Origin of the sequence: Bartonella sp. AA97HXZ (assembly GCF_042196985.1) — a bacterium.
Lineage (GTDB): Bacteria > Pseudomonadota > Alphaproteobacteria > Rhizobiales > Rhizobiaceae > Bartonella.
The window spans coordinates 183987-206497 of sequence record NZ_JBHIRC010000001.1; the positions used below are offsets into that span (position 1 = coordinate 183987).

20 protein-coding genes and 1 pseudogene are annotated in these 22511 nt (G+C 38.0%); 7 read left to right on the top strand and 14 right to left on the bottom strand.

Features of this window, described 5'->3' with window-relative positions; translation table 11 throughout:
* Window position 1 precedes the first annotated feature (1 nt).
* The 8 genes from purF to rpsF all read right to left on the bottom strand — a co-directional run bounded on the left by purF (window position 2) and on the right by rpsF (window position 8170).
* A complete protein-coding gene (gene purF, locus ACFINE_RS00780; protein ID WP_375610159.1) occupies window positions 2-1495 on the bottom strand; it encodes an amidophosphoribosyltransferase in 1494 nt (497 codons plus the stop codon).
* 115 nt (window positions 1496-1610) lie between these two features.
* Window positions 1611-2153 carry a CvpA family protein gene (locus tag ACFINE_RS00785; protein ID WP_375620729.1) on the bottom strand — a complete coding sequence of 181 codons (543 nt, stop codon included), beginning with the start codon at window positions 2151-2153 and terminating at the stop codon, window positions 1611-1613.
* A 142-nt stretch (window positions 2154-2295) separates the two neighbouring features.
* Window positions 2296-3672 carry a DNA repair protein RadA gene (gene radA, locus ACFINE_RS00790; RefSeq protein ID WP_375611228.1) on the bottom strand — a complete coding sequence of 459 codons (1377 nt, stop codon included), beginning with the start codon at window positions 3670-3672 and terminating at the stop codon, window positions 2296-2298.
* A gap of 6 nt (window positions 3673-3678) precedes the next feature.
* Window positions 3679-5169, bottom strand: coding sequence for a replicative DNA helicase (locus ACFINE_RS00795; RefSeq protein ID WP_273791081.1), 1491 nt, complete (start codon window positions 5167-5169; stop codon window positions 3679-3681).
* A gap of 593 nt (window positions 5170-5762) precedes the next feature.
* Complete coding sequence (gene rplI, locus ACFINE_RS00800) at window positions 5763-6359, bottom strand: 50S ribosomal protein L9 (protein ID WP_375620730.1); 597 nt, start codon at window positions 6357-6359, stop codon at window positions 5763-5765.
* Window positions 6360-6384: 25 nt separating this feature from the next.
* Window positions 6385-7365 carry a hypothetical protein gene (locus ACFINE_RS00805; protein WP_375620731.1) on the bottom strand — a complete coding sequence of 327 codons (981 nt, stop codon included), beginning with the start codon at window positions 7363-7365 and terminating at the stop codon, window positions 6385-6387.
* Between the two features lie 149 nt (window positions 7366-7514).
* Window positions 7515-7763 (bottom strand): 30S ribosomal protein S18, encoded by a 249-nt coding sequence (rpsR, locus tag ACFINE_RS00810; protein WP_375620813.1) that lies wholly within the window; start codon window positions 7761-7763, stop codon window positions 7515-7517.
* A complete protein-coding gene (rpsF, locus tag ACFINE_RS00815; RefSeq protein WP_375612935.1) occupies window positions 7763-8170 on the bottom strand; it encodes a 30S ribosomal protein S6 in 408 nt (135 codons plus the stop codon). Before rpsF ends, rpsR begins: the two co-directional genes overlap by 1 nt.
* Window positions 8171-8505: 335 nt before the next feature.
* On the opposite strand from rpsF, the gene ACFINE_RS00820 reads away from it, so the two are divergent.
* From ACFINE_RS00820 to gmk, 7 genes and pseudogenes are all read left to right on the top strand, one after another.
* A complete protein-coding gene (locus ACFINE_RS00820) occupies window positions 8506-9093 on the top strand; it encodes an undecaprenyl-diphosphatase (protein WP_375620732.1) in 588 nt (195 codons plus the stop codon).
* Between the two features lie 77 nt (window positions 9094-9170).
* On the top strand, window positions 9171-10115 hold the full coding sequence (gene fabD, locus ACFINE_RS00825) for an ACP S-malonyltransferase (RefSeq protein WP_375620733.1): 945 nt from the start codon (window positions 9171-9173) through the stop codon (window positions 10113-10115).
* 18 nt (window positions 10116-10133) lie between these two features.
* Window positions 10134-10871, top strand: a complete 738-nt coding sequence (gene fabG / locus ACFINE_RS00830) for a 3-oxoacyl-[acyl-carrier-protein] reductase (protein ID WP_375620734.1) — start codon at window positions 10134-10136, stop codon at window positions 10869-10871.
* A gap of 261 nt (window positions 10872-11132) precedes the next feature.
* Complete coding sequence (locus tag ACFINE_RS00835) at window positions 11133-11369, top strand: acyl carrier protein (protein WP_004860281.1); 237 nt, start codon at window positions 11133-11135, stop codon at window positions 11367-11369.
* Window positions 11370-11470: 101 nt separating this feature from the next.
* Window positions 11471-12733 (top strand): beta-ketoacyl-ACP synthase II, encoded by a 1263-nt coding sequence (gene fabF / locus ACFINE_RS00840; protein ID WP_375620735.1) that lies wholly within the window; start codon window positions 11471-11473, stop codon window positions 12731-12733.
* A 96-nt stretch (window positions 12734-12829) separates the two neighbouring features.
* A pseudogene (mltG, locus tag ACFINE_RS00845) lies at window positions 12830-13938 on the top strand (endolytic transglycosylase MltG).
* A 298-nt stretch (window positions 13939-14236) separates the two neighbouring features.
* Entirely contained in the window at window positions 14237-14914 is a 678-nt protein-coding gene (gmk, locus tag ACFINE_RS00850; protein WP_375620736.1) for a guanylate kinase, read from the top strand.
* A gap of 29 nt (window positions 14915-14943) precedes the next feature.
* On the opposite strand, the gene rsmA is transcribed toward gmk, so the two are convergent.
* The 6 genes from rsmA to lptF all read right to left on the bottom strand — a co-directional run bounded on the left by rsmA (window position 14944) and on the right by lptF (window position 22483).
* A complete protein-coding gene (gene rsmA / locus ACFINE_RS00855) occupies window positions 14944-15774 on the bottom strand; it encodes a 16S rRNA (adenine(1518)-N(6)/adenine(1519)-N(6))-dimethyltransferase RsmA (RefSeq protein WP_375620737.1) in 831 nt (276 codons plus the stop codon).
* A complete protein-coding gene (pdxA, locus tag ACFINE_RS00860; protein WP_375620738.1) occupies window positions 15765-16778 on the bottom strand; it encodes a 4-hydroxythreonine-4-phosphate dehydrogenase PdxA in 1014 nt (337 codons plus the stop codon). The genes rsmA and pdxA overlap by 10 nt, the downstream gene beginning before the upstream one ends.
* Window positions 16778-17734: a SurA N-terminal domain-containing protein gene (locus ACFINE_RS00865; protein WP_375620739.1), complete on the bottom strand. Its 957-nt coding sequence runs from the start codon at window positions 17732-17734 to the stop codon at window positions 16778-16780. The genes pdxA and ACFINE_RS00865 overlap by 1 nt, the downstream gene beginning before the upstream one ends.
* Window positions 17735-17843: 109 nt before the next feature.
* Window positions 17844-20204, bottom strand: coding sequence for an LPS-assembly protein LptD (locus ACFINE_RS00870; RefSeq protein WP_375620740.1), 2361 nt, complete (start codon window positions 20202-20204; stop codon window positions 17844-17846).
* Window positions 20205-21296, bottom strand: a complete 1092-nt coding sequence (lptG, locus tag ACFINE_RS00875; RefSeq protein ID WP_375620741.1) for an LPS export ABC transporter permease LptG — start codon at window positions 21294-21296, stop codon at window positions 20205-20207.
* Window positions 21293-22483: an LPS export ABC transporter permease LptF gene (gene lptF, locus ACFINE_RS00880; protein ID WP_375620742.1), complete on the bottom strand. Its 1191-nt coding sequence runs from the start codon at window positions 22481-22483 to the stop codon at window positions 21293-21295. The genes lptG and lptF overlap by 4 nt, the downstream gene beginning before the upstream one ends.
* Window positions 22484-22511: the final 28 nt, after the last annotated feature.

Here is a 22511-nt window from a genome sequence, read left to right on the forward strand (position 1 = left end):
ATTAATCTCTTGTTTTAAGAACAGATGATTGATGAATTTTGGAGAGATTTTCTTGATCAACCAGATGCGTAGGATAATATCCAGTAAAATAATGGTCAGTAAATTGTGGATCGGCATTATTCCGTTTTTCCCCTGCTACAGCAAGATATAATCCATCCGTTGAAAGAAATTCTAATGAATCCGCTCCAATAAAATCACACATAGATTTTAAATCTGGATATTGATTTGCTAAAAGGTTTTCAGCTTTAGGTGTATCAATACCATAAAAGTCAGGATAAAAAATCATAGGGCTAGAAATGCGCATATGAACTTCTTTTGCTCCTGCATCGCGAAGCATTCGTACAATTTTAAGGGATGTTGTTCCACGCACAATGGAGTCATCAACCAGAATAACACGTTTTCCTTCAATCACAGGACGGTTTGCCGAATGTTTTAACTTGACGCCAAAAGCGCGAATTTGTTGTGTTGGTTCGATAAAAGTGCGGCCAACATAGTGATTACGAATAATACCAAGCTCGAAGGGAATTCCAATTTCTTGTGCATAGCCAATTGCGGCAGGCGTTCCTCCATCAGGAACAGGAACCACAACATCACCCTCACAAGGGGCTTCCTGTGCTAAACGGATTCCCATATTTTTGCGTGTTGTATAAACACTACGTCCTCCAACGATTGAGTCTGGGCGGGCAAAATAAACATATTCAAACAAGCAAAGTTTTTCTGGTTTTGTATTTTCTGGTTTTATAATTTTTTTTGTAATTTCCCCATTTTTTTGTATTTCACATATGATGATTTCTCCATTTTTAACATCACGGACATATTTTGCTCCAATAATATCAAGAGCACAAGTTTCAGAACAAAAGATAGGCTTACCATCAAGTTCCCCCATCACGAGAGGTCTAATTCCTGTTGGATCGCGTGCCGCAATAAGTTTTGTACGTGTGAGCGCTAACATAGCATACCCACCTTCTACTTGCCGAATCGCATCAACAAAACGATCAGAGGACGACTCATAACGTGAGCGGGCAATAAGATGGAGAAAAACTTCTGAATCCGACGTTGATTGACAGATAGCACCAGAAGCGATGAGTTCACGGCGTAATGTGAGACCATTGGTAAGATTACCATTATGCGCAATAGCAATACCTCCAACTTTCAATTCAGCAAAAAGGGGTTGAACATTGCGTAATGCCACTTCTCCAGTTGTTGAATAACGGGTATGTCCAATAGCACGATTTCCTGGTAAGCGCGCAAGTGTTGCAGGGTTTGTATAGTGATCTCCAACAAGACCTAAATGCTTTTCTTGATGAAATATTTTATTATGGTAAGAAACAATCCCAGCTGCTTCTTGCCCACGATGCTGAAGTGCGTGGAGTCCAAGAGCTGTTAATGTTGCGGCATCTTCATGCCCAAGAATACCAAAAACTCCACATTCTTCATGAAGGGTATCATCATCTAATGAAAATTCTTGACAGAAAACATCGCTTTTTATCATCATATTCTTTCAGTTGTGATATGGAGGAATCATTAATATCACATTTTACATCATTTAGTTCTCTTTCCTCATGAAAAACTATTCTCTATTTTTTGAAAATTATCTTTTCATGAGAGTGTTACTCATACGTATGTTTATTGCTGTCTTTAAACAAATTTTCCGTCTTTTCGAGAACAGATCCAATATCTTTGGGGAGTATTTCCCAAACTTTTTGTCCCAATGAATCTAAAATAGGCCTTGTTTTTGCATTTTTTAACCAATTCGCTTGAAGCTCGGGTTTAATCAGTGCATTAAGCAGCAACATACCGATGACCATGATAAGTAAACCACGAAGTGCTCCAAAAATAAAACCAATAGCACGGTCAAGGATACCAATTCGACTATCAATAATAAAATCAGAGATCTTCATTGTAATAATTGAAGTAATAATGAGAACAATAATAAAAATTGTGACCAATGTTGTGATCAATGCAATCATTTTATTAGAGAGATATTGTTCAAAGAAAGGTAAGACAGGTTTGAATAAAAACAGTGTCGTAACAGCTGCAACTGTCCAAGAAATCAACGATAACACTTCACGTGAAAATCCTCGAAGCATAGCAAGAAAAGCGGACAACAGGATGATTACTACGACAATTCCATCAAGGATTGTTATGATCATTTGTTTGTTCCTTATACATAAAGTTGTGTTCTTTTAAGTCTGTGTGCAAATATATTTTTTGTTATGCCATTTTTTGTTCTTATAGCAAGGATCTTTTGTATTTTATAGAGATTTTTCTATATTATCATATCTGTGGTGCAGATCATTTTTTACTTACGGTAAGAGTAGCAACGAGTTCGGGAAGGTCGGAGAAAGTTTTTTGTTGAAAGTTGAGCGACTTCATCATTTCGGTTGTTGTTGTGGGGTGAAAGGCTCCTTGAAAGCCGAGTTTTTTTGCTTCATTGATGCGCTGTGCTGAATGTGCAACAGCGCGGGTAGCTCCTGAAAGACTGACTTCACCAAAATATACATAATCCGTTGGCAATGCGATATTGGCAAGAGAAGATACCAAAGCAGCGGCTACAGCTAAATCAGCAGCGGGTTCTGATATGCGATATCCACCTGCTACGTTCAGATAGACATCATGCTGTCCAAAACGAATACCACAATGGGCTTCTAAAACGGCAAGAATCATAGAAAGGCGATTTCCATCCCATCCGACAACCGCACGTCTTGGTGTCCCAAGGGAAGAAGGAGCAACAAGCGCTTGAATTTCTACGAGTATCGGGCGTGTCCCTTCCATTCCTGCAAAAACAGCAGCGCCTGGTGCTTTTTCATTACGTTCCCCTAAAAATAATTCAGATGGATTTATCACTTCGCGTAATCCTTTATCAGACATTTCAAAGACACCAATCTCATCTGTTGGTCCGAAGCGATTTTTTACAGTTCTAAGAATGCGATAATGATGTCCTCCTTCACCCTCAAAATAGAGAACGCCATCAACCATATGTTCAACGACTCGAGGACCAGCAATTTGTCCATCTTTTGTAACATGCCCAACAAGAACAACGGCGGTTCCTGTTTTCTTGGCAAAGCGGATCATTGCCTGAGCACCGATACGTACTTGTGTGACAGTGCCAGGTGCTGAATCTGCTGTATCTGACCATAGGGTTTGAATCGAATCGATAATCACCATATCAAGGTTTTTATGTTCGCTTAAGGTTGCCAGAATATCTTCAACATTGGTTTCAGCAGCAAGTTTCACTTCTGTATTGTTAGCTTCAAGCCTTTGTGCGCGCAGACAAATTTGCGCAATAGCCTCTTCACCTGAAACATAGATGACATTATATCCTTTACGTGATAAAGCAGCGGCTGTTTGTGTCAGCAATGTTGATTTACCAATACCCGGATCACCTCCAACAAGGAGTGCCGATCCACGGACAAAGCCCCCACCGGTAACACGATCAAGTTCAGCAATACCAGAATGAATACGTGGAGCATCTTCAATATTTCCAGAAAGAGATGTGAGTGTGACAATGCGTCCTTTACGAGCATTCTGCTTAGGACCACTTCCTATGCCGCTATTTATAGTTTCTTCGATAAGGGAATTCCATTCCCCACAAGCGCTACATTTTCCTGCCCAACGGGAATGGATGGTTCCGCAATTTTGACAGATAAATTGAATACGATTACGCGCCATGTCGATTTAACCAATTTGCTCTGGAAGGTAATTGCTATCGGCCAGATCACTAAAGCGTGTGAAATCAGATTGAAAGGCAAGGGGCACGATTCCTGTCGGCCCATGGCGCTGTTTTGCAATAATAACGTCAGCTTTTCCAAAAGCTTTATCCATTATTTCTTGCCATTTCGTATGTTCCAAGCTACCTAGTTTTGGTTCTTCATTTTTGAGATAATATTCTTCGCGATAGACAAACAGAACGATATCGGCATCTTGCTCAATTGAACCAGATTCACGTAAATCTGAGAGCTGTGGACGTTTATCTGTTCTATTTTCTACTTGACGTGAAAGTTGAGAGAGAGCGATAATAGGAATATTCAATTCTTTTGCTAATGCTTTTAATCCTGTGGTAATTTCTGTGATCTCTTGAACACGATTTTCTGATGAGCGCTTTGAACTGCTTGTCATGAGTTGGATATAGTCAATAAACAAGATATCTAAACCATGTTGCCGCTTGAGACGCCGCGCACGAGCAGCTAATTGCGTAATTGATATTCCCCCAGTTTGATCAATATAAAGTGGTGCCTTTTGTAGTTGGTTCACCGCACGAATAATTTTTGAAAATTGTTCATCTGAAATATTGCCACGCCGAATATCAGAAGAAGAGACTTCTGTTTGTTCAGAAATAATACGGGTTGCAAGCTGTTCGGATGACATTTCAAGTGAGAAGAATCCCACAATGCCGCCTTCATTTTCTTGGATATTGGCATTACGATTATAAGCATTAGCAATATTAAAGGCAATATTGGTAGCCAGTGAGGTTTTCCCCATTCCAGGGCGCCCCGCAAGGATAATTAAGTCAGATGCTTGTAATCCTCCCATTTTTTCATCAAGTGTTTTAATATGGGTGGCTATCCCTGATAATTGTGAAGAGCGCTTTTTCGCAGCACTTGCCATATCGATAGCTTTTTTAATAGCCTCATTAAAATTTTCAAATCCACCTCCATATTTCCCTTTTTCTGCTAGCTCAAATAACTGATTTTCAACAGTTTCAATTTGTTGGGTAGGCGTGAGTTCTACAGGAGCATCAAAGGCTGTATTGACAACTTGAGTTCCAAGGTTAATCAAAGACCGTCGGATAAAAAGATCGTAAATGACGCGTCCATAATCTTCAGCGTTAATAATAGTGACTGCCTCTGTGGCTAAGCGAACAACATATTGGTATACAGTAATATCTCCAATTTTTTCTTCCATTTGGATATAGGGCTTGATTGTAACTGGATCTACACGTTTTCCTGTTTTAATAAGGTGAGATAAAACATGATAAATTTTTTGATGCAATGGTTCAAAAAAATGTTCTGGTTTTAGAAAATCTGAAACGCGGTCAAGAGAATCATTGTTGATAAAGATGGCACCAAGCAATGCCTGTTCAGCTTCAATATTATGCGGAAGTTGCCGAAAAGAAGGAGAATCCTCTTTCTTTGAAGAGCTGACATTAACAACGTTAGTTTCTTCCATAATATTTTTCCACTAAAATTCTAAGTCTAGCTACTTTAGGCGATAAATTGAAAATCGTATAATTAAAAGAATAGAGCTACAAACCTTCATTTTAAGTTAAAATTATATAATTTTTTAACACTCTCTTTTCGTTCCTCATTTATCATTTGTGTATTATTTATATAACGTCTATCTATTTTATTTTATAATATGTGATTTTAAAGTGGAAGTTTTGCTACTCTAAATTTAAGTATTTTTAAGTTACTTAACCTTAAAATTCCAATATCTGTGTAAGTAGAATTATTTTTTATAACTGAAATTATTTCAGATCATGTGAGGATATAATCAAATTAACGCTCATACAAACTTTAGTCTTAAGGGTAGAACTTTAAATTATTTTTGCTTTATATGCTGGAAAACAAAAGACATTTCCTCTTAGTGATACTACCATTCTCGGCATGTAATGCCTTTAAATAGTATATTTCTAATTCTTTCATAAAAATTAGGTTCTTTATGTACGATAGCCATAAAATACTCACTTTTAAAGTGTGAGTATTTTATGATCGATATTTAAAATGGAATAAAAAATATAAAACAGAAAGAAAAAATAGAAATTAAGCTTCTTGATGAGAACTGTTTATATCGTTGTCATTAATTTCTTCTGCCAATAATTCTTCCTGACTTTCTTCTAATAATTCTTCTTGAATATTATATATTTCTTTAGCCGAAGTGAGAGTTTCACCTTCTGCTTGACGTTGTGCTTCACTGGTAGAACGCGCAACATTAATAATCACAGAAATCTGAACCTCTGGATGTAAACTAAGAGTGATAGTGTGAAGACCGATCATTTTTATTGGATGATTAAGTTCGATTTGATTTCTCCCAATAGAAAAGCCTTCATCTGTTATCATTTCAGCAATATCACGTGTTGACACAGAACCATAAAGTTGTCCTGTTTCACCAGCAGAACGAACAACAATGAATGATTGTCTATCAAGTTTTTCAGCAATTTTTTGCGCTTCGCTTTTGCGTTCAAGATTACGTGCTTCAAGTTGTGCACGTTGTATCTCAAAATGTTTTTTATTAGCTTCATTTGCGCGTAAAGCTTTACCTTGAGGCAAGAGAAAATTACGCGCATAACCATCTTTAACTGAGACAATATCACCCATCTGACCAAGACGAGGAATGCGCTCAAGTAAAATAATATCCATAGTTTTTCCTTTCGAACAAATAAATTTAGTGGAGTTTTTTGCGTGATTGAAAATTGTATTGAATAGCAGCCCAAATTCCCATCAAAAGCATCATGAAAACAATAGGTGGAGTAAAAACGACTGTTAAAATAGCAATATAAACAAGAGAAAGTATAATAATCCGACCGTTTACCCCTTTTGTAATATTGTGAAGATATGCTAGACCGCTAATTAATATGATGACAATGTATGCAGTACTAAAGACACGGGTACTCAAGTTAAGAGAAGCGCTCAGCTCAACCATCGATGCTATGCAAACAATAATAAAAATAATAATTCCAGAAATTGGAAGGCGGAGAGTTTGGCTCCAATCATCACGGGGTCTTTTCAGCCATTTCATATGTTGTGCTGCTATCATGGAAAAGTAAAGGTTACCAATGAGAAAAACCAAACTATAAATAGTCAAAGAAAAAGCAGTAAAAGTTGCTGTATGCGTCATTAAAAGCTCATTAAAAGCGCGTATATCGGCTTCTTTTATTGACTGTGTTTGTTGCAGAGTTTGTGCTATGTTTTCGGTGATTTTTTTTGCAACGATGGGTGTGGAAGGACGTGTTTGAACATAGAGCCCAATGAAAGTTGCTATAAGAGCGATAAAATTAGTTAAATGAAAAATAACCGATGACAATGGATACCATATCAGTTCGTTTTCTTTTTGCGCTGGTCGTGCAAGCCCAAGAAGCCAAGAAGCATAGACAGCAGGAAGGAAAAATAAGAACATAAAGCCAAGAGCAATATAGGTATTAGTGGTTATGATAAGAACAACAGTGGCACTTATGAGGGCGATGAGACTGGCTAATGTTCCTTGACCGAACGCAACAATAAAAATTGGCAATGAAAGAAAGCAGCCAAGAAGAAGAGAAAAAAAGGGCGCGATATTTGCAACACTGATGATTGCCAGTCCTATCACGACAGCAAATAATCCTGCCAAAATACCGGTTAATATCTCATAAGTACGATTTTTTTTCATTTATTGCTGTCCTGCTTTCTGCAGTTAGAGGCGTGTCAATACCCCAACTTTGACATTTAATAGCTTAACATAGGATACAACAAGCTATTTTTTAACCATATAAGAAATGCAACTGGAGAAACTCTCCAGTTGCATAGTGTATTGATTGCTTACTTTATAACGTACGGAAGTAAGCCTAAAAAGCGAGCACGTTTGATAGCATTAGCTAATTCACGCTGTTTTTTCTGACTAACAGCAGTAATCCGTGAAGGAACAATTTTCCCACGTTCGGAAATATAACGTTGTAACAACTTGATGTCTTTATAATCAATTTTGGGAGCATTGGTCGCTGAAAAAGGACATGTTTTACGACGACGATGAAAGGGGCGACGTGCAGAGTTTTGATTAGTATCAGTCATCATTCTACCCCTTCTATAGTATTTTCACGTTGACGACGTGGAAAACGAGGACGCTCTTCATCATGTCCAATGTGACTATTGCGATCAAGGTGTGAGAGCATAGCAGATTTTTCTTTTTCGTGTTTTTCTACGCGAATGGTCATATAACGCAAAATATCCTCATTGATGCGCATCTGACGCTCCACTTCAGCAATTGCTGAAGCTGGTGCATCAATATTGACTAAGACATAATAAGCTTTACGGTTTTTACGAATACGGTAAGCAAGAGGACGAAGTCCCCAATTTTCTATACGCCCAACTTTTCCACCATGCGCTTCAATGACACCTTTGTAGAGACTCAAAAGTTCATCAACTTGCTGCGGTGCAATGTCTTGTCGGGCAAGGAACATATGTTCATAAAGAGCCATTGTTTTGCCTTTCTTCAATTAAATTTCACCGGTTTTAGCGCAAAGCCTCTGCGACTTGTCTTTTTTGGAAATCCAAAGAAGAAAGGACGCGTTTACAATTCGAGACATCTCAGAGCGGAGATACGGGAGGCCGGAAACATTGTATTTCCTACTGATATTTTACAGCCCTCCGTTCAACCTCCAGCTAAAGTGCCGGCAACGAATATTTCATATCTACAGGTTATCTTTTAAAATAGCAAGTTTATGCACATAAAAAAATTGATTTGTTAAATCTTAATATATTTCCTTCTTCTACAAAAAGATAATACTGTAATATAAAGGCAAAGGAGGGAAAAATGGACTTTTTAAACCAGATTGATGTTACACTCTTTGAAATGTTTGTCGGCAATCATCAAGCTTGGTCGATTGTAGTTTTGTTTAGTATTTTTTGTGCAAAGTTTTTAATTTATATTATTCCTCTCCATCTTTGTGCGTTGTGGTTTTGTGGTGGGGAGAGGGAGCGGTGTGTTGTGCTAAGCATTTGCATGAGTATTTGTGCATCTCTTTTCATAGGTTATCTCATTTCTCTTTTTTATTTTCATCCTCGCCCATTCGTGGTAGGGCTGACGACACCGCTTATTCAACATCGTGCAACAGCTTCTTTTCCTAGTAATCATGCCTTGACCATTGCATCTTATGCAGCTAACTTTTATTTTTACCGATACAAAGTTACTTTTAAATTTGCCGTAGTGTTTTTATGCTTAATCTGTTGGGCGCGCATCTTTGTGGGTGTACATTATCCCTTTGATATTTTAGCAGGTGCACTTTTAGGAAGTCTCATAAGTTTCGGTGTTATTCAGTTTATAGCACCCTATTTCCCTAAGTTTTTATATCAAATTCCGCCTTTAAAATATAATTTTAAGTGTGGTATTCGTTTTAAATAAAGGGCTTTATCTTGATTTGTGCGGATGAATAAGGTCAAAAGAAAATAATTTAATTGTACAGTTTTAGGAGTTGATAAATGGGTGCAGCTTTTATTTTTCCAGGGCAGGGGAGTCAACTTGTTGGTATGGGGAAAGCGCTTGCAGAGCAATTTATTGTCGCACGGATGGTTTTCGAGGAAGTTGATGATGCTTTGGGTGAGAAATTATCAAAGATCATTTTTGAAGGACCTGCAGATGTTTTAACGTTAACAGCAAATGCACAACCGGCATTAATGGCTGTATCTATGGCTGTCATTCGTGTGATGAAACAATTAGGGCTTCGTATAGAAGAAAAGGTAAGGTTTGTTGCTGGTCATTCTTTAGGCGAATATTCGGCTCTTTGTGCTGCTGGTACATTTACTCTCACAGATACGGCAAGACTTTTGCGTATTCGTGGCAATGCTATGCAGGCTGCTGTCGCGGTTGGTGAAGGTTCTATGGCTGCATTAATTGGTTTAGAAGAGCACATTGTGGAAGAAATTTGTGAAACTGTTTCTGGAGAAGGACTATGTCAGATTGCTAATGATAATGGTGGTGGGCAAATTGTTATTTCCGGTAAAGCAAAAGCAGTTGAGGCAGCGGTAGAGATTGCATCAAAAAAAGGTGCAAAACGTGCACTTCTTCTTCCTGTTTCTGCACCTTTTCATTCATCTTTAATGCAACCTGCTGCTGATGCCATGAAGAAAGCACTTTTGACTGTTAACAAAATGTCCCCTATTGTTCCTTTGATTGCCAATGTTTCTGTTGCACCTGAGAGCAATCCAGAGCGTATTACTACTCTTCTTGTCCAACAAGTGACTGGGAGGGTGCGATGGCGTGAAACAATAGAATGGATCGCTGCTAATGGAGTTGATACGCTTTTTGAAGTTGGTTCTGGAAAAGTATTAACAGGTTTAACGCGTCGTATTAACAAAGATATAAAGGGGGTAACCATTGGAACAGTTGATGAAATAGAATCAGCGCTAGGTATGCTCGGCGTTTAATCTATAAGGAGTTAAAAAATGTTTAGATTAACAGGACGTAAAGCTCTTGTAACGGGGGCTTCGGGAGGAATTGGTGAGGCAATTGCACGCTGCTTTCATGCACAAGGAGCCATTGTTGGACTTCATGGAACACGCGAAGAAAAGCTTAGAGAAGTGGCGGCAGAATTAGGGCAGAATGTTTTTGTATTTCCCGCTAATCTTTCTGAACGCCAATCGATTAAACAATTGGCTGAAGTTGCAGAAAGAGAAATGGATGGCGTCGATATTTTGGTTAACAATGCGGGAATCACTAGGGATGGTCTTTTTGTGCGTATGCAAGATAAAGACTGGGATGATGTTTTAGAAGTTAACCTAACAGCTGCTTCTCTTTTGACGCGTGAATTAATACATTCTATGATGCGCCGCCGTTATGGAAGGATTATTAACATTACATCTGTTGTTGGTGTTGTGGGAAACCCTGGACAAACGAATTATTGTGCTGCAAAAGCAGGCTTGATAGGTTTTTCTAAAGCATTGGCACAAGAAATTGCTTCGCGAAACATCACGGTCAATTGTATTGCTCCAGGATTTATTAAATCCGCAATGACAGACAAGCTTAATGAAAAGCAAAAAGAAGCCATTATGGCTGCGATTCCGGTGAAGCGTATGGGAAGTGGGCAAGAAATAGCCGCTGCTGCTGTTTATTTAGCAAGCGATGAAGCAGCCTATATGACAGGTCAAACACTCCATATCAATGGTGGAATGGCAATGATTTGAGTATTTATTTTATTCCACATTGATTTATGAGTTGTATTATTTTAGATAGTAACGATTGAAATGGATAGATGCATCTATTTCTTTAATATGGTCGTTGATCAATTGATGTCGGAATGTCAGATTGGTTCATTTTGTAGGGGATATCCACAGGATGTTTTAAATCATTACTAAAATCTTTTAAAGTAATGCATCTATTGCTTGATTAGATGAACCGATATAGTTAACCAAATTATAGGAAAATATAAATTCGAGGATTTCAACATGAGTGATACAGTAGAGCGCGTTAAGAAAATTATCGTGGAACATCTTGGGGTTAATGCTGATAAAGTTGTAGAAAATGCAAGCTTTATCGATGATCTAGGGGCTGATAGCCTTGATACGGTTGAACTCGTTATGGCTTTTGAAGAAGAGTTTGGGGTAGAAATTCCAGATGAAGCTGCTGAAACGATTTTCACAGTTGGCGATGCAGTCAAGTTCATTGATAAAGCTTCTGCGTGATTACTAAAGGGCAAAGGCATGAATTGCTTTTGCCTATATTCTTCGGAGCTCTTTTGAAAAGAGAGCTTTGAGAGGTGAAGTTTAGTTCAAGGTTAGAAGTTATGAGACGTGTTGTTGTTACTGGTTTAGGATTGGTATCTCCATTAGCTGGTAATATTGAATATAGTTGGAAACGACTTCTTGAAGGAAGAAGTGGTGTCCGACGTATCACAGAGTTTGATGTGTCAGATTTGCCATGCCAGATTGCTGCGCGTATCCCCTTAGGGGATGGAACAGAGGGGACTTATAATGCTGATTTGTATATGGAACCTAAAGAGCAACGTAAAGTTGATGCATTTATTGTTTATGCAATGGCTGCTGCTAACCAAGCGCTTGCAGATGCCGAATGGTTTCCTAAGAGTGATGAAGATCAGATTTGTACAGGCGTGTTAATTGGTTCGGGAATTGGGGGAGTTGAGGGTATTGTTGAAGCTGGTTATACGCTTCGTGATAAGGGCCCACGTCGTGTTTCTCCTTTTTTTATTCCAGGTCGTTTGATTAATCTTGCTTCTGGTTATGTGTCTATTCAATATGGTTTACGGGGGCCTAATCATTCTGTTGTAACGGCTTGTTCAACAGGGGCGCATGCAATTGGTGATGCGGCACGTTTGATTATGTTTGGTGATGCAGATGTCATGGTGGCAGGGGGGACTGAATCTCCGATAAATCGGATATCTCTTGCAGGTTTTGCAGCTTGTAGAGCTCTTTCTACTTGTCGCAATGATGATCCTGAACGGGCGTCACGTCCTTATGATATTGATCGTGATGGTTTTGTGATGGGGGAAGGAGCAGCTGTTGTTGTTTTAGAAGAGCTGGAACATGCCAAAAAACGAGGAGCGCGTATTTATGCTGAGGTTATTGGCTATGGTTTATCTGGTGACGCTTACCACATTACAGCGCCTTCAGAAAGTGGTGAAGGGGCTCAGCGTAGTATGATAGCTGCTCTTAAGCGTGCACAAGTGAATGTGAGTGAACTTGATTATATTAATGCTCATGGTACATCTACGATGGCTGATTCCATAGAGCTAGCAGCTGTTGAGCGTGTTTTAGGGAGTTATGCACCACACGTTTCTATGTCATCAACGAAATCATCTATCGGGCATTTACTTGGTGCTGCCGGTGCTGCTGAGGCTATTTTTTCTATTTTAGCTATACGGGATAATATAGCCCCAGCGACACTTAATCTTGACAATCCATCGATTGAAACAAAAATCGATCTTGTACCACACAAACCGCGTGAACGAAAGATTGATACGATTCTTTCTAATTCTTTTGGATTTGGTGGGACAAATGCATCGTTGGTGATGCGACGTTTTAGGGGATAATAAGTATTTTTATTTAATTTTTGCTTTTGAGTTTTCTACTTTATTATAAGGTGAATGAGAAATTATAATATTATCCTTAATCGCTATTGAGGGGTTATGTCCGATGTGAAAAATGGAAATCATTAAAGGACGTAAGTGATTCCTCTTCGAATCATTTAGCAGATAGTTATGACATGTTAATACATAAAAAACGAAAGAAATCATCTATCGTCCGTAATCCGTTGGTCATTCTCGGTCATTTTTTTCTTATGCTGATTGTGATTATTCTTTTTGCCATAAGTATTCCTCTTTATATTGGAAAAAGTATTTTTGAAGAAAAGGGAAAAATTGAGGAAGAACAAATTGTTCTTATCCATCCTGGTACCGGAATTCGTGAAATTGCTTCATTGCTAGAAAAACGTGGTTTCATTCGATCATCAGATATTTTTGTTTATGGGGTTGGTTATCACCAAAAAACAACGCATCTGAAGGCTGGTGAATATTTAATTCCAGCTCATGCTTCGATGCAGGATATTATGGATATTCTTGTGAAAGGAAAATCTATAGAGTATACATTTACAGTACCTGAAGGTTTAACGGTTCAGCAAGTTTTCGATCGATTAGCTGCGAATGAAATTTTGATTGGAGACCTTCCAAAAATTTTGCCTCCAGAAGGTTATTTAATGACGGATACTGTTCGTTTTATTCGGGGAACAACGCGTAAAGAGATTGTAAACAGGTTGCGTGAAGGACAGACAAAATTAATTCATGCTATATGGGCTACGCGTTCACCTGATTTACCCATTAAATCAATTAATGAATTTGTTATATTAGCCTCAATTGTTGAGAAAGAAACGGGAATTGCAGCAGAAAGACCAATGGTTGCTGCGGTATTTTATAACCGCCTTACAAAGCATATGCGTCTTCAATCGGATCCAACAGTAATTTATGGTCTCTTCGGAGGAAAAGGAAAACCATCTGGTCGTGCAATTTATCGTTCAGATCTTGAGAAGGAAACACCATATAATACTTATAAAATTAATGGTTTGCCCCCAACGGCTATTGCAAATCCAGGTCGAGATTCTTTAAAAGCGGTGGCACATCCACCAAGCAGTGATGCACTTTATTTTGTTGCTGATGGTTCAGGAGGGCATGTTTTTTCTCGAACTTTAGAGGAACATAATATGAATGTTCGCAAGTGGCGAGAATTAAAGGCAAAACATTGAATTTATAGTGATAACACATCTTTTTGCATCGTAAATGAGAATCCCAAATATAGTAAAATTTTTCTATTTAAATTTTTTATGAGAATGATAAAAAATCATTTTCTTGTCTGTCACAAGTGGGTTGGCGTATGGATAAAAATATTTAAGAAAAAAGTGAATATACTGCTAATACCTTATCTCAAAAAAGAGCAAAATAACATTGAGAATTGCTAAGAAAACACATTGATTAAGGGAGAGGTTGAGATAATGTATAATTCAAATTTTGGAGAAACATTTATGAACAAAGTAGAGTGATGTAATGACAGTCTTTGAAAGTAAATTGAGTGCTATAAAAATAAATCAACGCCGCGGTTTTTTATTTATTCTCTCTTCGCCTTCAGGTGCTGGTAAATCAACAATTTCTCGATTACTTCTAAAAGAGGGACAATTAGAGCTTTCCGTAAGTATGACTACAAGGAAAAGGCGTCCTAGTGAAGTAGATGGGCTGCATTATTACTTTATTTCAAAGGAAGAGTTTGAATATAAGCGTGATAGGGATGAATTTATTGAGTGGGCAGAAGTTCACGGAAATTATTATGGCACTTTACGTGAAACTGTTGAAAACGCATTGAATGCTGGCCAAGATATGTTATTTGATATCGATTATCAAGGTACCGAGCAGCTGCAAAAAAAGATGCTAGGAGACACTGTATCTGTTTTTATTCTTCCACCATCAATGAAAGAGCTTGTTTCGCGTTTACATCGTCGAGCAGAAGATAGTCAAGATATCATCAATTTGCGATTGGAAAATGCACGAACGGAGTTAAAGCATTGGCTTTCTTATGATTATGTTGTGATTAACGAAGATTTAGATCAGTCTTTATCTTTTATTAAATCAATTTATTTAGCTGAAACCGTAAAACGTGAGCGTTGTTCTTATCTTGGCTCTTTTGTTGATGGGCTTATTGCTGAAAAAATCGATAAATGTTGTGATTAAAAAAGGTTTTATAACACAAAGTGCATTTTTTAGAGCACTAGATGCGCTAAAGTTACAAATTCAGAAATCGAGAGCGTTTCAGCACGGCGCGTTCCATCAATTCCAGCTTTTTCTAATAGCTCTTCACCTCCAAGTATTTTGAGATTTTGACGAAGCATTTTTCGTCTTTGTCCAAAGGCGGTTTTTGTGACGAGGCTTAGTTTTTGTGCAGAGCAGGCAAGAGGTTGTGTTCGCGGAATAATATGAACAACAGAAGACGTTACTTTAGGTATTGGTATGAAGGCTTGAGGGGGGACATCAAAAGCAATTTTAGCAGTGGTACGCCAGCCAGTTAGGACACTAAGACGTCCATAATGAGTAGATTGAGGTTTAGCTGTAATCCGTTTGGCAACTTCACGTTGAAACATCAATGTCATTGATTCATAAAAAGGAGGCCATGGTTCAGTTAAAAGCCAATTTAATAAGAGTTGTGTCCCAATATTATAGGGAAGATTTGCAATAATGCGCGGTTTTACAGGGCTTGTTTCAAAGAGTTTTGAGAAGTCTTGCTTCAGTGCATCATTACAAATAACTTTTAATTTTTTAGGATAGTGTTTTTCTATTTCTAAGAGAGCCGGTATGCAGCGCTCATCGCGTTCTATTGCTGTTACAATGGCACCCTTTGCTAGCAAGGCACGTGTGAGACCTCCAGGACCAGGACCAATTTCTAGAACAGGTTTTCCTTCTATATTGCCTGCTTGATGAGCAATTTTAGATGTTAAATTAAGATCAAAAAGAAAATTCTGCCCCAAAGATTTATGCGCTTGTAATCCATATATATTAATGACCTCACGCAGAGGAGGGAGATTATCTATTGGCATGGGTTTAAACTATTTTTTGCAAGTTGATTTGCAAGTTTAAGAGCAGCAATAAAGCTTTCGGGAGAGGCTATTCCTTTATCAGCAATGTCAAAAGCAGTTCCGTGATCTGGAGACGTGCGAATAAAAGGTAGACCTAACGTGACATTAACAGTGCTATCAAAGTCTAATGTCTTAACAGGGATAAGGGCTTGATCATGATACATACAAATGGCAACGTCATATGCTTTTCTTGCGCATTCATGGAACATTGTGTCGGCAGGCAGCGGGCCTGCAATATTGAGTCCTTTCTTTTTAAGATATTCAATAGCAGGAGTGATAATTTCAATATCTTCTTTTCCCATTGCACCTCCTTCTCCAGCATGAGGATTAAGACCAGCAACAGCTAGTCGGGGTGACGTTATTTTAAACCTTGTTTTTAAGTCATATTCAGTAATAAGTACCGTTTGAATAATTAAATCACGGGTAAGCTGTGAAGGAACATTTTTAAATGGAATATGAACAGTTATTGGTACTGTTTTTAATCGAGGTCCTGCTAACATCATAACTGGATGATAACATTTATGAAAAGCTTTATGGGCTAAATCGGCTAAAAATTCTGTATGACCTGGAAATCGAAAACCGGCATCATAAAGACTCTTTTTTGCAATAGGACAAGTGATAAGTGCACATGCATGGCCATTTTGAATCAATTGAACACAGCGTTTAATTGCTTCAATAATTCCAGCTGTATTTTTCGATGAAGGTATACCTAATTGATCACTTTGTTTGTTTTTTAACGGTATGATAGGAAGAGCTTTTTGAAAATTTTTTGCAGGATTATTGATTAAAACAGATTGCACCTCAACATCAATCTGTAAAAAACGAGCGCGCGAACGAATAACATCTGGATCAGCAAGAAGTACAAAAGGTGGAATTTGGCGCGTAACACGCAAATTCCACGCTTTTAGTACTATTTCAGGACCAATTCCGGCAGGATCACCACCGCTAACAATAAGAGCAGCCATTATGAATTTTGAATGCGTGCCACTCGGCGCAGTTCTCCTAAATATTTGTCGCTTAATTCTTCAAGTTTTTGCGGGCTTCTTTTTTTACTATCTTGAAGAGAAAATATCAGTCGAGCGACATAATCATCAGAAACTCTTTTTATTTTGCAGACAGCAATTGCTTCGATTCCATCAGATGTTTCTTGTAATTTTGTCATTTTTCCAGCAGGCGTTTCAAGAATAGCTTGTTCCCATGCATTAGGAAGTTGTGGCTCCAGAAACTTTCCTAAGTGGCGGATAGTAACGTCTAAAATACCTCTTGCTTGATTGTGAGCATTGGCACATCCACGGAAATGTGCGCGAAAATTACTTGCTTCTCTTTGACGTCTTTCAAAGATCTCTGAACGACGATGTGCAGGAATGACAAAAACAATTCGCTGTAATGTATATTCGTTGGTTGAAGGTTTTACACCACCATTTTTTAATATTCTGCGTACAGCTTCTTGTTCGCTAATCATACCTGTTTCAGCTTGATAGCGTGCGCTAACAAGACGCCCCCATCCTATTTGTCCACGGATGTAATCTTTAAAGTGTTGCACTGTGATCTCAGTTTGGATCAGAATCTGGTTGAGCTGATCAATCGTCATATTATTTTGTGTCGCAAAATTCTCAAAAGCTCTATCAACTTCATCATTGCTTACTTCAATATTACGACGTTTTATTTCAATATTTTTTAGCTTTTCATCAATAAGCTCTTTTTTAGCCTGTGCCACCAAATTGCCTTGCTTTTGTTGTAGCCTGAGAAAAGCAAGGCGTCTTTGTATATCATAATTTGTGATCGGGTTGCCATTAACTGTAACAACAATAGAAGTCTGCGCAAAGACTGTCGGAATCAAAAATCCATTTATTAGCAGGCTACTTACGCTCAAAGATGCAATATAAAATAAAGCAAGAAAACGCTTTTTCAATTTATTCATGTAAATAGGCTTTCGCATTGTTTATTAATTCTCATCAACAACTTAAAATACACGCTTTCTTTCATAAAAACAATGATAAGTTAAATGACTGATACATTCCCTTTATAAATTAATCTATCTTTTTTCCGATATCTGCAATCGTACGCAATGAAAGAGAGAAATTAAAGTTTTGCAAGGGTGCTTTCCTGCCTGGATTCGTTACCTGTTGATAACCGAATGTTAACCCGAAACATTCATCCATATAACTCAAGCTAATTCCTCGCTTTATAAATGTACCAGATACTAAATCATAACCGGCGTTGCTATTAATGGACCAATAATCTGCTAATTTAAGTCCTGTTTGAAAAGAAATTTCTTGGCGCTCTTGAGAATATTCATAGTCTGGTTGCTTTGCGATATAGGCATATTGTAGAGCCGCCCAAAAATTTTGCCATTTTTGTGATGCTTCGATTTCACTACGGCGGATTTTTCCTGTTTTTTTGTCAAAGCGTCCACGCGTTTCTAAGGAAAAACCACTTTTATGGGTTGTACCAAACATTGCAACATAGTCTGAACGTTTTGCCTCTAAGCTAGAATGAGTACCGACATTGATAAAGTCCTTGTCTGCAAAAGAATTCTTTCCTGCTAGATGGAAGGATTGTCCAATGAGACCATAAAGAGACCAATTATCATTAAGGCTTCCAGAATATCGTATACCTATATTGGCTCTTGTACCACCTTCTACACGATCATAACCAGAAAATTTGTCTCGTTGAAAGAGAGTGGTTGCATCAAAGACAAAGCTTTGAGCATCTTCATTAGGAATTTGTCCAATATATTGTTCATTATTGCGTATAAAAATTTGTGCAGTTGGTTCTATAATATGTGTAGAATGATCAGCTGTAATGAGGAAGGGATAGCGTAGTTCCAATCCTGCTGTTGCCATGCCACGAATTGCTGAACCATGAATTGCGGATAAGGCATTGTTTTCTATAGAATCTGTGTGATTTTCGCTTGCATTGGTTGTAATGATATCAGCTCGTAGAGAGAGAAGAGGGGTTAAGATGAGTCCGTTGTGCGTGTTGAAGCGCTTTTTCCACTGAAGCTCGTTTGTTAAACGCAAACTATTTCCAGCCATACCAGAAAGTTTTACTGTGTTGAGAGGGTTTCCGTTCTGGTCGGGTGAACTGAAGTCAGCATGGCGACGATAAACTGATTGCATATTACTATGGAAGGTAAGCTCTCCATTATAAATGGGTTCATCTGGTGTGAAAAAATAATCGATGCGTGGTAAGACCCACGCTTGCCGAGAGTGACGTTCATAATGAGGATCATTCAATATTGAATCTTGAACTTTAAAATGATAAAAACGCATATCAAAATAATTTTTTCCTGCAAGACCATTCAGATAGATCTGAGAAAGTTGTGTAGGATTGTTATAGTTTTCAAGTTTATAGGCACGACTAAAATGCCGATCTGATTGTGCAAGAATATCCCATCCATAAGTCCAGTGTGAATTAATACGAAAATCCCCCTTTGTCGCCAGCATATAACGGTTTTTATGTTGGGAATCAATCGTATCATTATCAAATCTATGCGGTTTCATTTGATATATATGAGCAAAGCGAATGTTATAACGGCCCGTTTTTAAACGCTGACGCCATTCCCCTTCGGTTAAAAGCCCTTGTTGGGTATAAACCGTAGAAGAAAGGGTAAAATCATAATGGGGGGCGAGATTCCAGAAATAAGAATTCTTTATCCCCATACCGAGATAATCAGTATAAAAAAAATGAGGAGTAAGCAGACCGCTAGCACGCCTGACAGTTGGATCATAGATCTCAAAATTTGGAAATTTTATAATCGGTACACCAAAAACTTCAAAACTGCTATTTTCAAACCGAATTTTTTTGACGCTATTATTCCATATGATCTTTCTTGCTTTAATTTTCCATAGGACGTCTCTATCTGGTTTATAAGAGCAAGGTTCACAGGCTGTATAGGTTGCATTTTCAAAGACTGTTATGTGATTGTGTTTGCGTGTAGCATTTTGGGCTGAAAAGTGAACATTGTTGGCTGTATCAATACGTAGGGCGTTTACAAAACCCTCGCCAAGATCTTTGGTCATATCAATTTGGTTGGAATAAATTTTATTACCATCCTTTTGAGTAATTTCAACGTTCCCTTGTGCTATAAGCCGTCCTGTTTTTTGATTGTAAATAATTTTTTGAGCGACAACTTTATTGCCATCATATTTGATTTGGACATTACCGTGTGCAGAAACAGTGTTTTCATCACGATTGTAGATGAGTTCATCCGCAGAGAGCAAAAGAGGAGGTTCCAGATTTTGAATGCGACTTTGAGAAGGAGATTGAAGGCTTTGAGCGTGCGCACAATAAGACAAAGCACTTCCTAAAATAACCCCCACAACACTTTTAAAAGCGAGAGCACTTAATTTTGTTAAAATAGTTTTTTTAAGTGTTAATGCTTTCACTTAGCCATCCTCTTTATGAAGTAAAAAAGAGATTCCTAAGAATAACGCAATAACAACGGGTGTCCAAGCTGCAATAATTGGTGGAATATATCCAGCATTACCGAAAGCTTGAACAAGTACGGAAATAACATAAAGCATAAACCCAGCTATTACGCCACCAAGAATCAACATTCTAGATTGCCCAAAACGTGTAAAATTTAAAGATACAGTTGCTGCAATGAGGGTCATTGCCACAAGCAATGCCGGTAATGCAATCAAAGATTGGAAATACATATCAAAATTATGAGCAGAATAGCCAAATGAACGTGCAATCATAATTTTTTTTGGCAATTGGTAAAATGGAATAGTTGCGGGATTCACTAAACGTTCCGTTAAAAATTCAGGTTTTAGATTGGTTTTTATTTGCAACACGGTAAATTTTTCAGGAGGATGCCCTATTTTATAGATTGTTCCATTTGTTAATAGCCAAAATCCATTAGTCAAGGTTGCTTTTGGGGCGTTAATCCAATTTTTAACGGTTGCATTGTCATTGTATTGTACAAAGGTTGCATCGAGAAGAGAAAGTCCTTGATCGGTGATAGATTTGGCACCAATGGTTGTTCTGCCTAAATTTGTACGTTGTGTTAACCAGTGGATACTTGTATTGTGAAGAGGTGTTAGTACATTGTGATTGCGCCATTCAGTCATCTTTTTTTCTGCTTGAGAAAATCCCCATGCAGCAAGTGGATTAATGAGAAGAATTGAAAATAATCCCAAAAGAAAAGCTCCAAAACAAGCTGGCATAAGAAATTGCCATGCAGAAACACCGATTGAACGAGTTACTACAAGTTCAAGTTTTTTGTTGAGCGAGATAAGCGTTGCCATTGCAGAAAAGAGTGCAATGAAAGGGATAAGTTGTTGCATGATAAAAGGGATGCGTAAAGCAGAGAGGAAAAATGCATCTTTTGCTGTATAATGCGGAAGGGAAGATAGCCTACCAGAATTCTCTGTGAAATCGATTAAAAGAGCAAGAACAAAAATGCTTCCCCAGAAATAACAAGTTATTTTAAGATACCGTATAAAAAAATATCGTCCAAGTATCCACCCAATCATGATATTTCATCCGAGGAATCTTGAGATTTTCGATGTTCAAATTTGTTCATTATTTTTTGAAAAGCGATTTGAAGTATCTCATTAACTTTTGTGGGAAGCCCAATTTTATGATTCGTTAAAAGCATAAAAAAGACAAATGCACTTGTTCCTATAGGTATAATATAAAGGAGAGGAACGTATGCAAGATCGCTTTTTGCCTTTTCTGCGAAAAAATATCCTATCCAATACACCAGAAAAGAAAGGGCAATTGCCGAGAGATTTGCGGAATGACGAGCTTGTCGATGGGAGCGTACATCCCCTGCCGCTGCTAATGCAATAAGTGAAAAAACAATAGGGTAGAGCCATTGTGTTAATCTGCGGTGAAATTCAGCTTTATATTGGAGTGGTTTTCGTTGATAGTAGGGATCTTTTGGGTCAGGGTTTTGTAAATAAGAAAGAGACCGATCTTTTGGATAAAGAGTAGGTGTTTTATCACTGGGGATAAACTCTCCTAGGCTAAAAGTATATGAGCTAAATTGCACGATTGAAACACTGTTATTTTGATGATTGACTCTTTCTATTTCACCGTTATTGAGAACCAGAAAACTGCCGTTTTTATTGCTCACAATGGATGCGTCTGTTGCATAATAAAAAAGATCAGTCTTAGGATCACGCTGGTCGGCAATGAAAAGGCGTTCAAGTGTTCCATTTGGATTTCGTTCGCCAATTTCTATGTAAAGGTTATTGGCGAGTTTTTGGAAGCTCCCTTCACTAATGAATAGATTAATAAGATCAAAATGAGCGCTTGCTAGCATTTGTCGCATATGAAGACGCGCTTGAGGAACAACAAAATTAGCTATAGAAAAGGAGATACAGGATGCAACAATAGCAAGAAGAAGGATAGGTTTCCAAACAGTACTTTTAGGAAAACCAGAGGCATTGATGACAGCAAGTTCTGAGTCTTGATGCATTGCTGAGAGGATGGTTGTAATTGCGATGACTAATGCAAACGGAATGACAACAAAAATAACAGAAGGAACCAATGAGAGTGAAAATTGTAAGACTGTGAGGAGTGTTTGTTTACTTGTTGTGAGAAAGTTTATCCGTGCAAGAATTTGTATAGTCCAACTAACGCCCACTGCTGCAATCATGACAGAACTAAACAAAACAAGGACACGTTTCAGGATGTAGAACTCAATAATACGCATAAATTGGGGAAAATCCTCAGTTTTTAAT

Bases quoted from the DNA above. Each gene is read 5' to 3' on its own strand.
- radA (WP_375611228.1), bottom strand. From the start codon at position 3,672: ATGGCGCGTAATCGTATTCAATTTATCTGTCAAAATTGCGGAACCATC.
- ACFINE_RS00835 (WP_004860281.1), top strand. From the start codon at position 11,133: ATGAGTGATACAGTAGAGCGCGTTAAGAAAATTATCGTGGAACATCTT.
- ACFINE_RS00820 (WP_375620732.1), top strand. From the start codon at position 8,506: ATGGACTTTTTAAACCAGATTGATGTTACACTCTTTGAAATGTTTGTC.
- lptF (WP_375620742.1), bottom strand. From the start codon at position 22,483: ATGCGTATTATTGAGTTCTACATCCTGAAACGTGTCCTTGTTTTGTTT.
- gmk (WP_375620736.1), top strand. From the start codon at position 14,237: ATGACAGTCTTTGAAAGTAAATTGAGTGCTATAAAAATAAATCAACGC.
- fabF (WP_375620735.1), top strand. From the start codon at position 11,471: ATGAGACGTGTTGTTGTTACTGGTTTAGGATTGGTATCTCCATTAGCT.
- ACFINE_RS00795 (WP_273791081.1), bottom strand. From the start codon at position 5,169: ATGGAAGAAACTAACGTTGTTAATGTCAGCTCTTCAAAGAAAGAGGAT.
- lptG (WP_375620741.1), bottom strand. From the start codon at position 21,296: ATGATTGGGTGGATACTTGGACGATATTTTTTTATACGGTATCTTAAA.
- rpsR (WP_375620813.1), bottom strand. From the start codon at position 7,763: ATGACTGATACTAATCAAAACTCTGCACGTCGCCCCTTTCATCGTCGT.
- ACFINE_RS00865 (WP_375620739.1), bottom strand. From the start codon at position 17,734: ATGAATAAATTGAAAAAGCGTTTTCTTGCTTTATTTTATATTGCATCT.
- rpsF (WP_375612935.1), bottom strand. From the start codon at position 8,170: ATGGCTCTTTATGAACATATGTTCCTTGCCCGACAAGACATTGCACCG.
- rplI (WP_375620730.1), bottom strand. From the start codon at position 6,359: ATGGATATTATTTTACTTGAGCGCATTCCTCGTCTTGGTCAGATGGGT.
- purF (WP_375610159.1), bottom strand. From the start codon at position 1,495: ATGATGATAAAAAGCGATGTTTTCTGTCAAGAATTTTCATTAGATGAT.
- fabD (WP_375620733.1), top strand. From the start codon at position 9,171: ATGGGTGCAGCTTTTATTTTTCCAGGGCAGGGGAGTCAACTTGTTGGT.
- rsmA (WP_375620737.1), bottom strand. From the start codon at position 15,774: ATGCCAATAGATAATCTCCCTCCTCTGCGTGAGGTCATTAATATATAT.
- fabG (WP_375620734.1), top strand. From the start codon at position 10,134: ATGTTTAGATTAACAGGACGTAAAGCTCTTGTAACGGGGGCTTCGGGA.
- pdxA (WP_375620738.1), bottom strand. From the start codon at position 16,778: ATGGCTGCTCTTATTGTTAGCGGTGGTGATCCTGCCGGAATTGGTCCT.
- ACFINE_RS00805 (WP_375620731.1), bottom strand. From the start codon at position 7,365: ATGAAAAAAAATCGTACTTATGAGATATTAACCGGTATTTTGGCAGGA.
- ACFINE_RS00785 (WP_375620729.1), bottom strand. From the start codon at position 2,153: ATGATCATAACAATCCTTGATGGAATTGTCGTAGTAATCATCCTGTTG.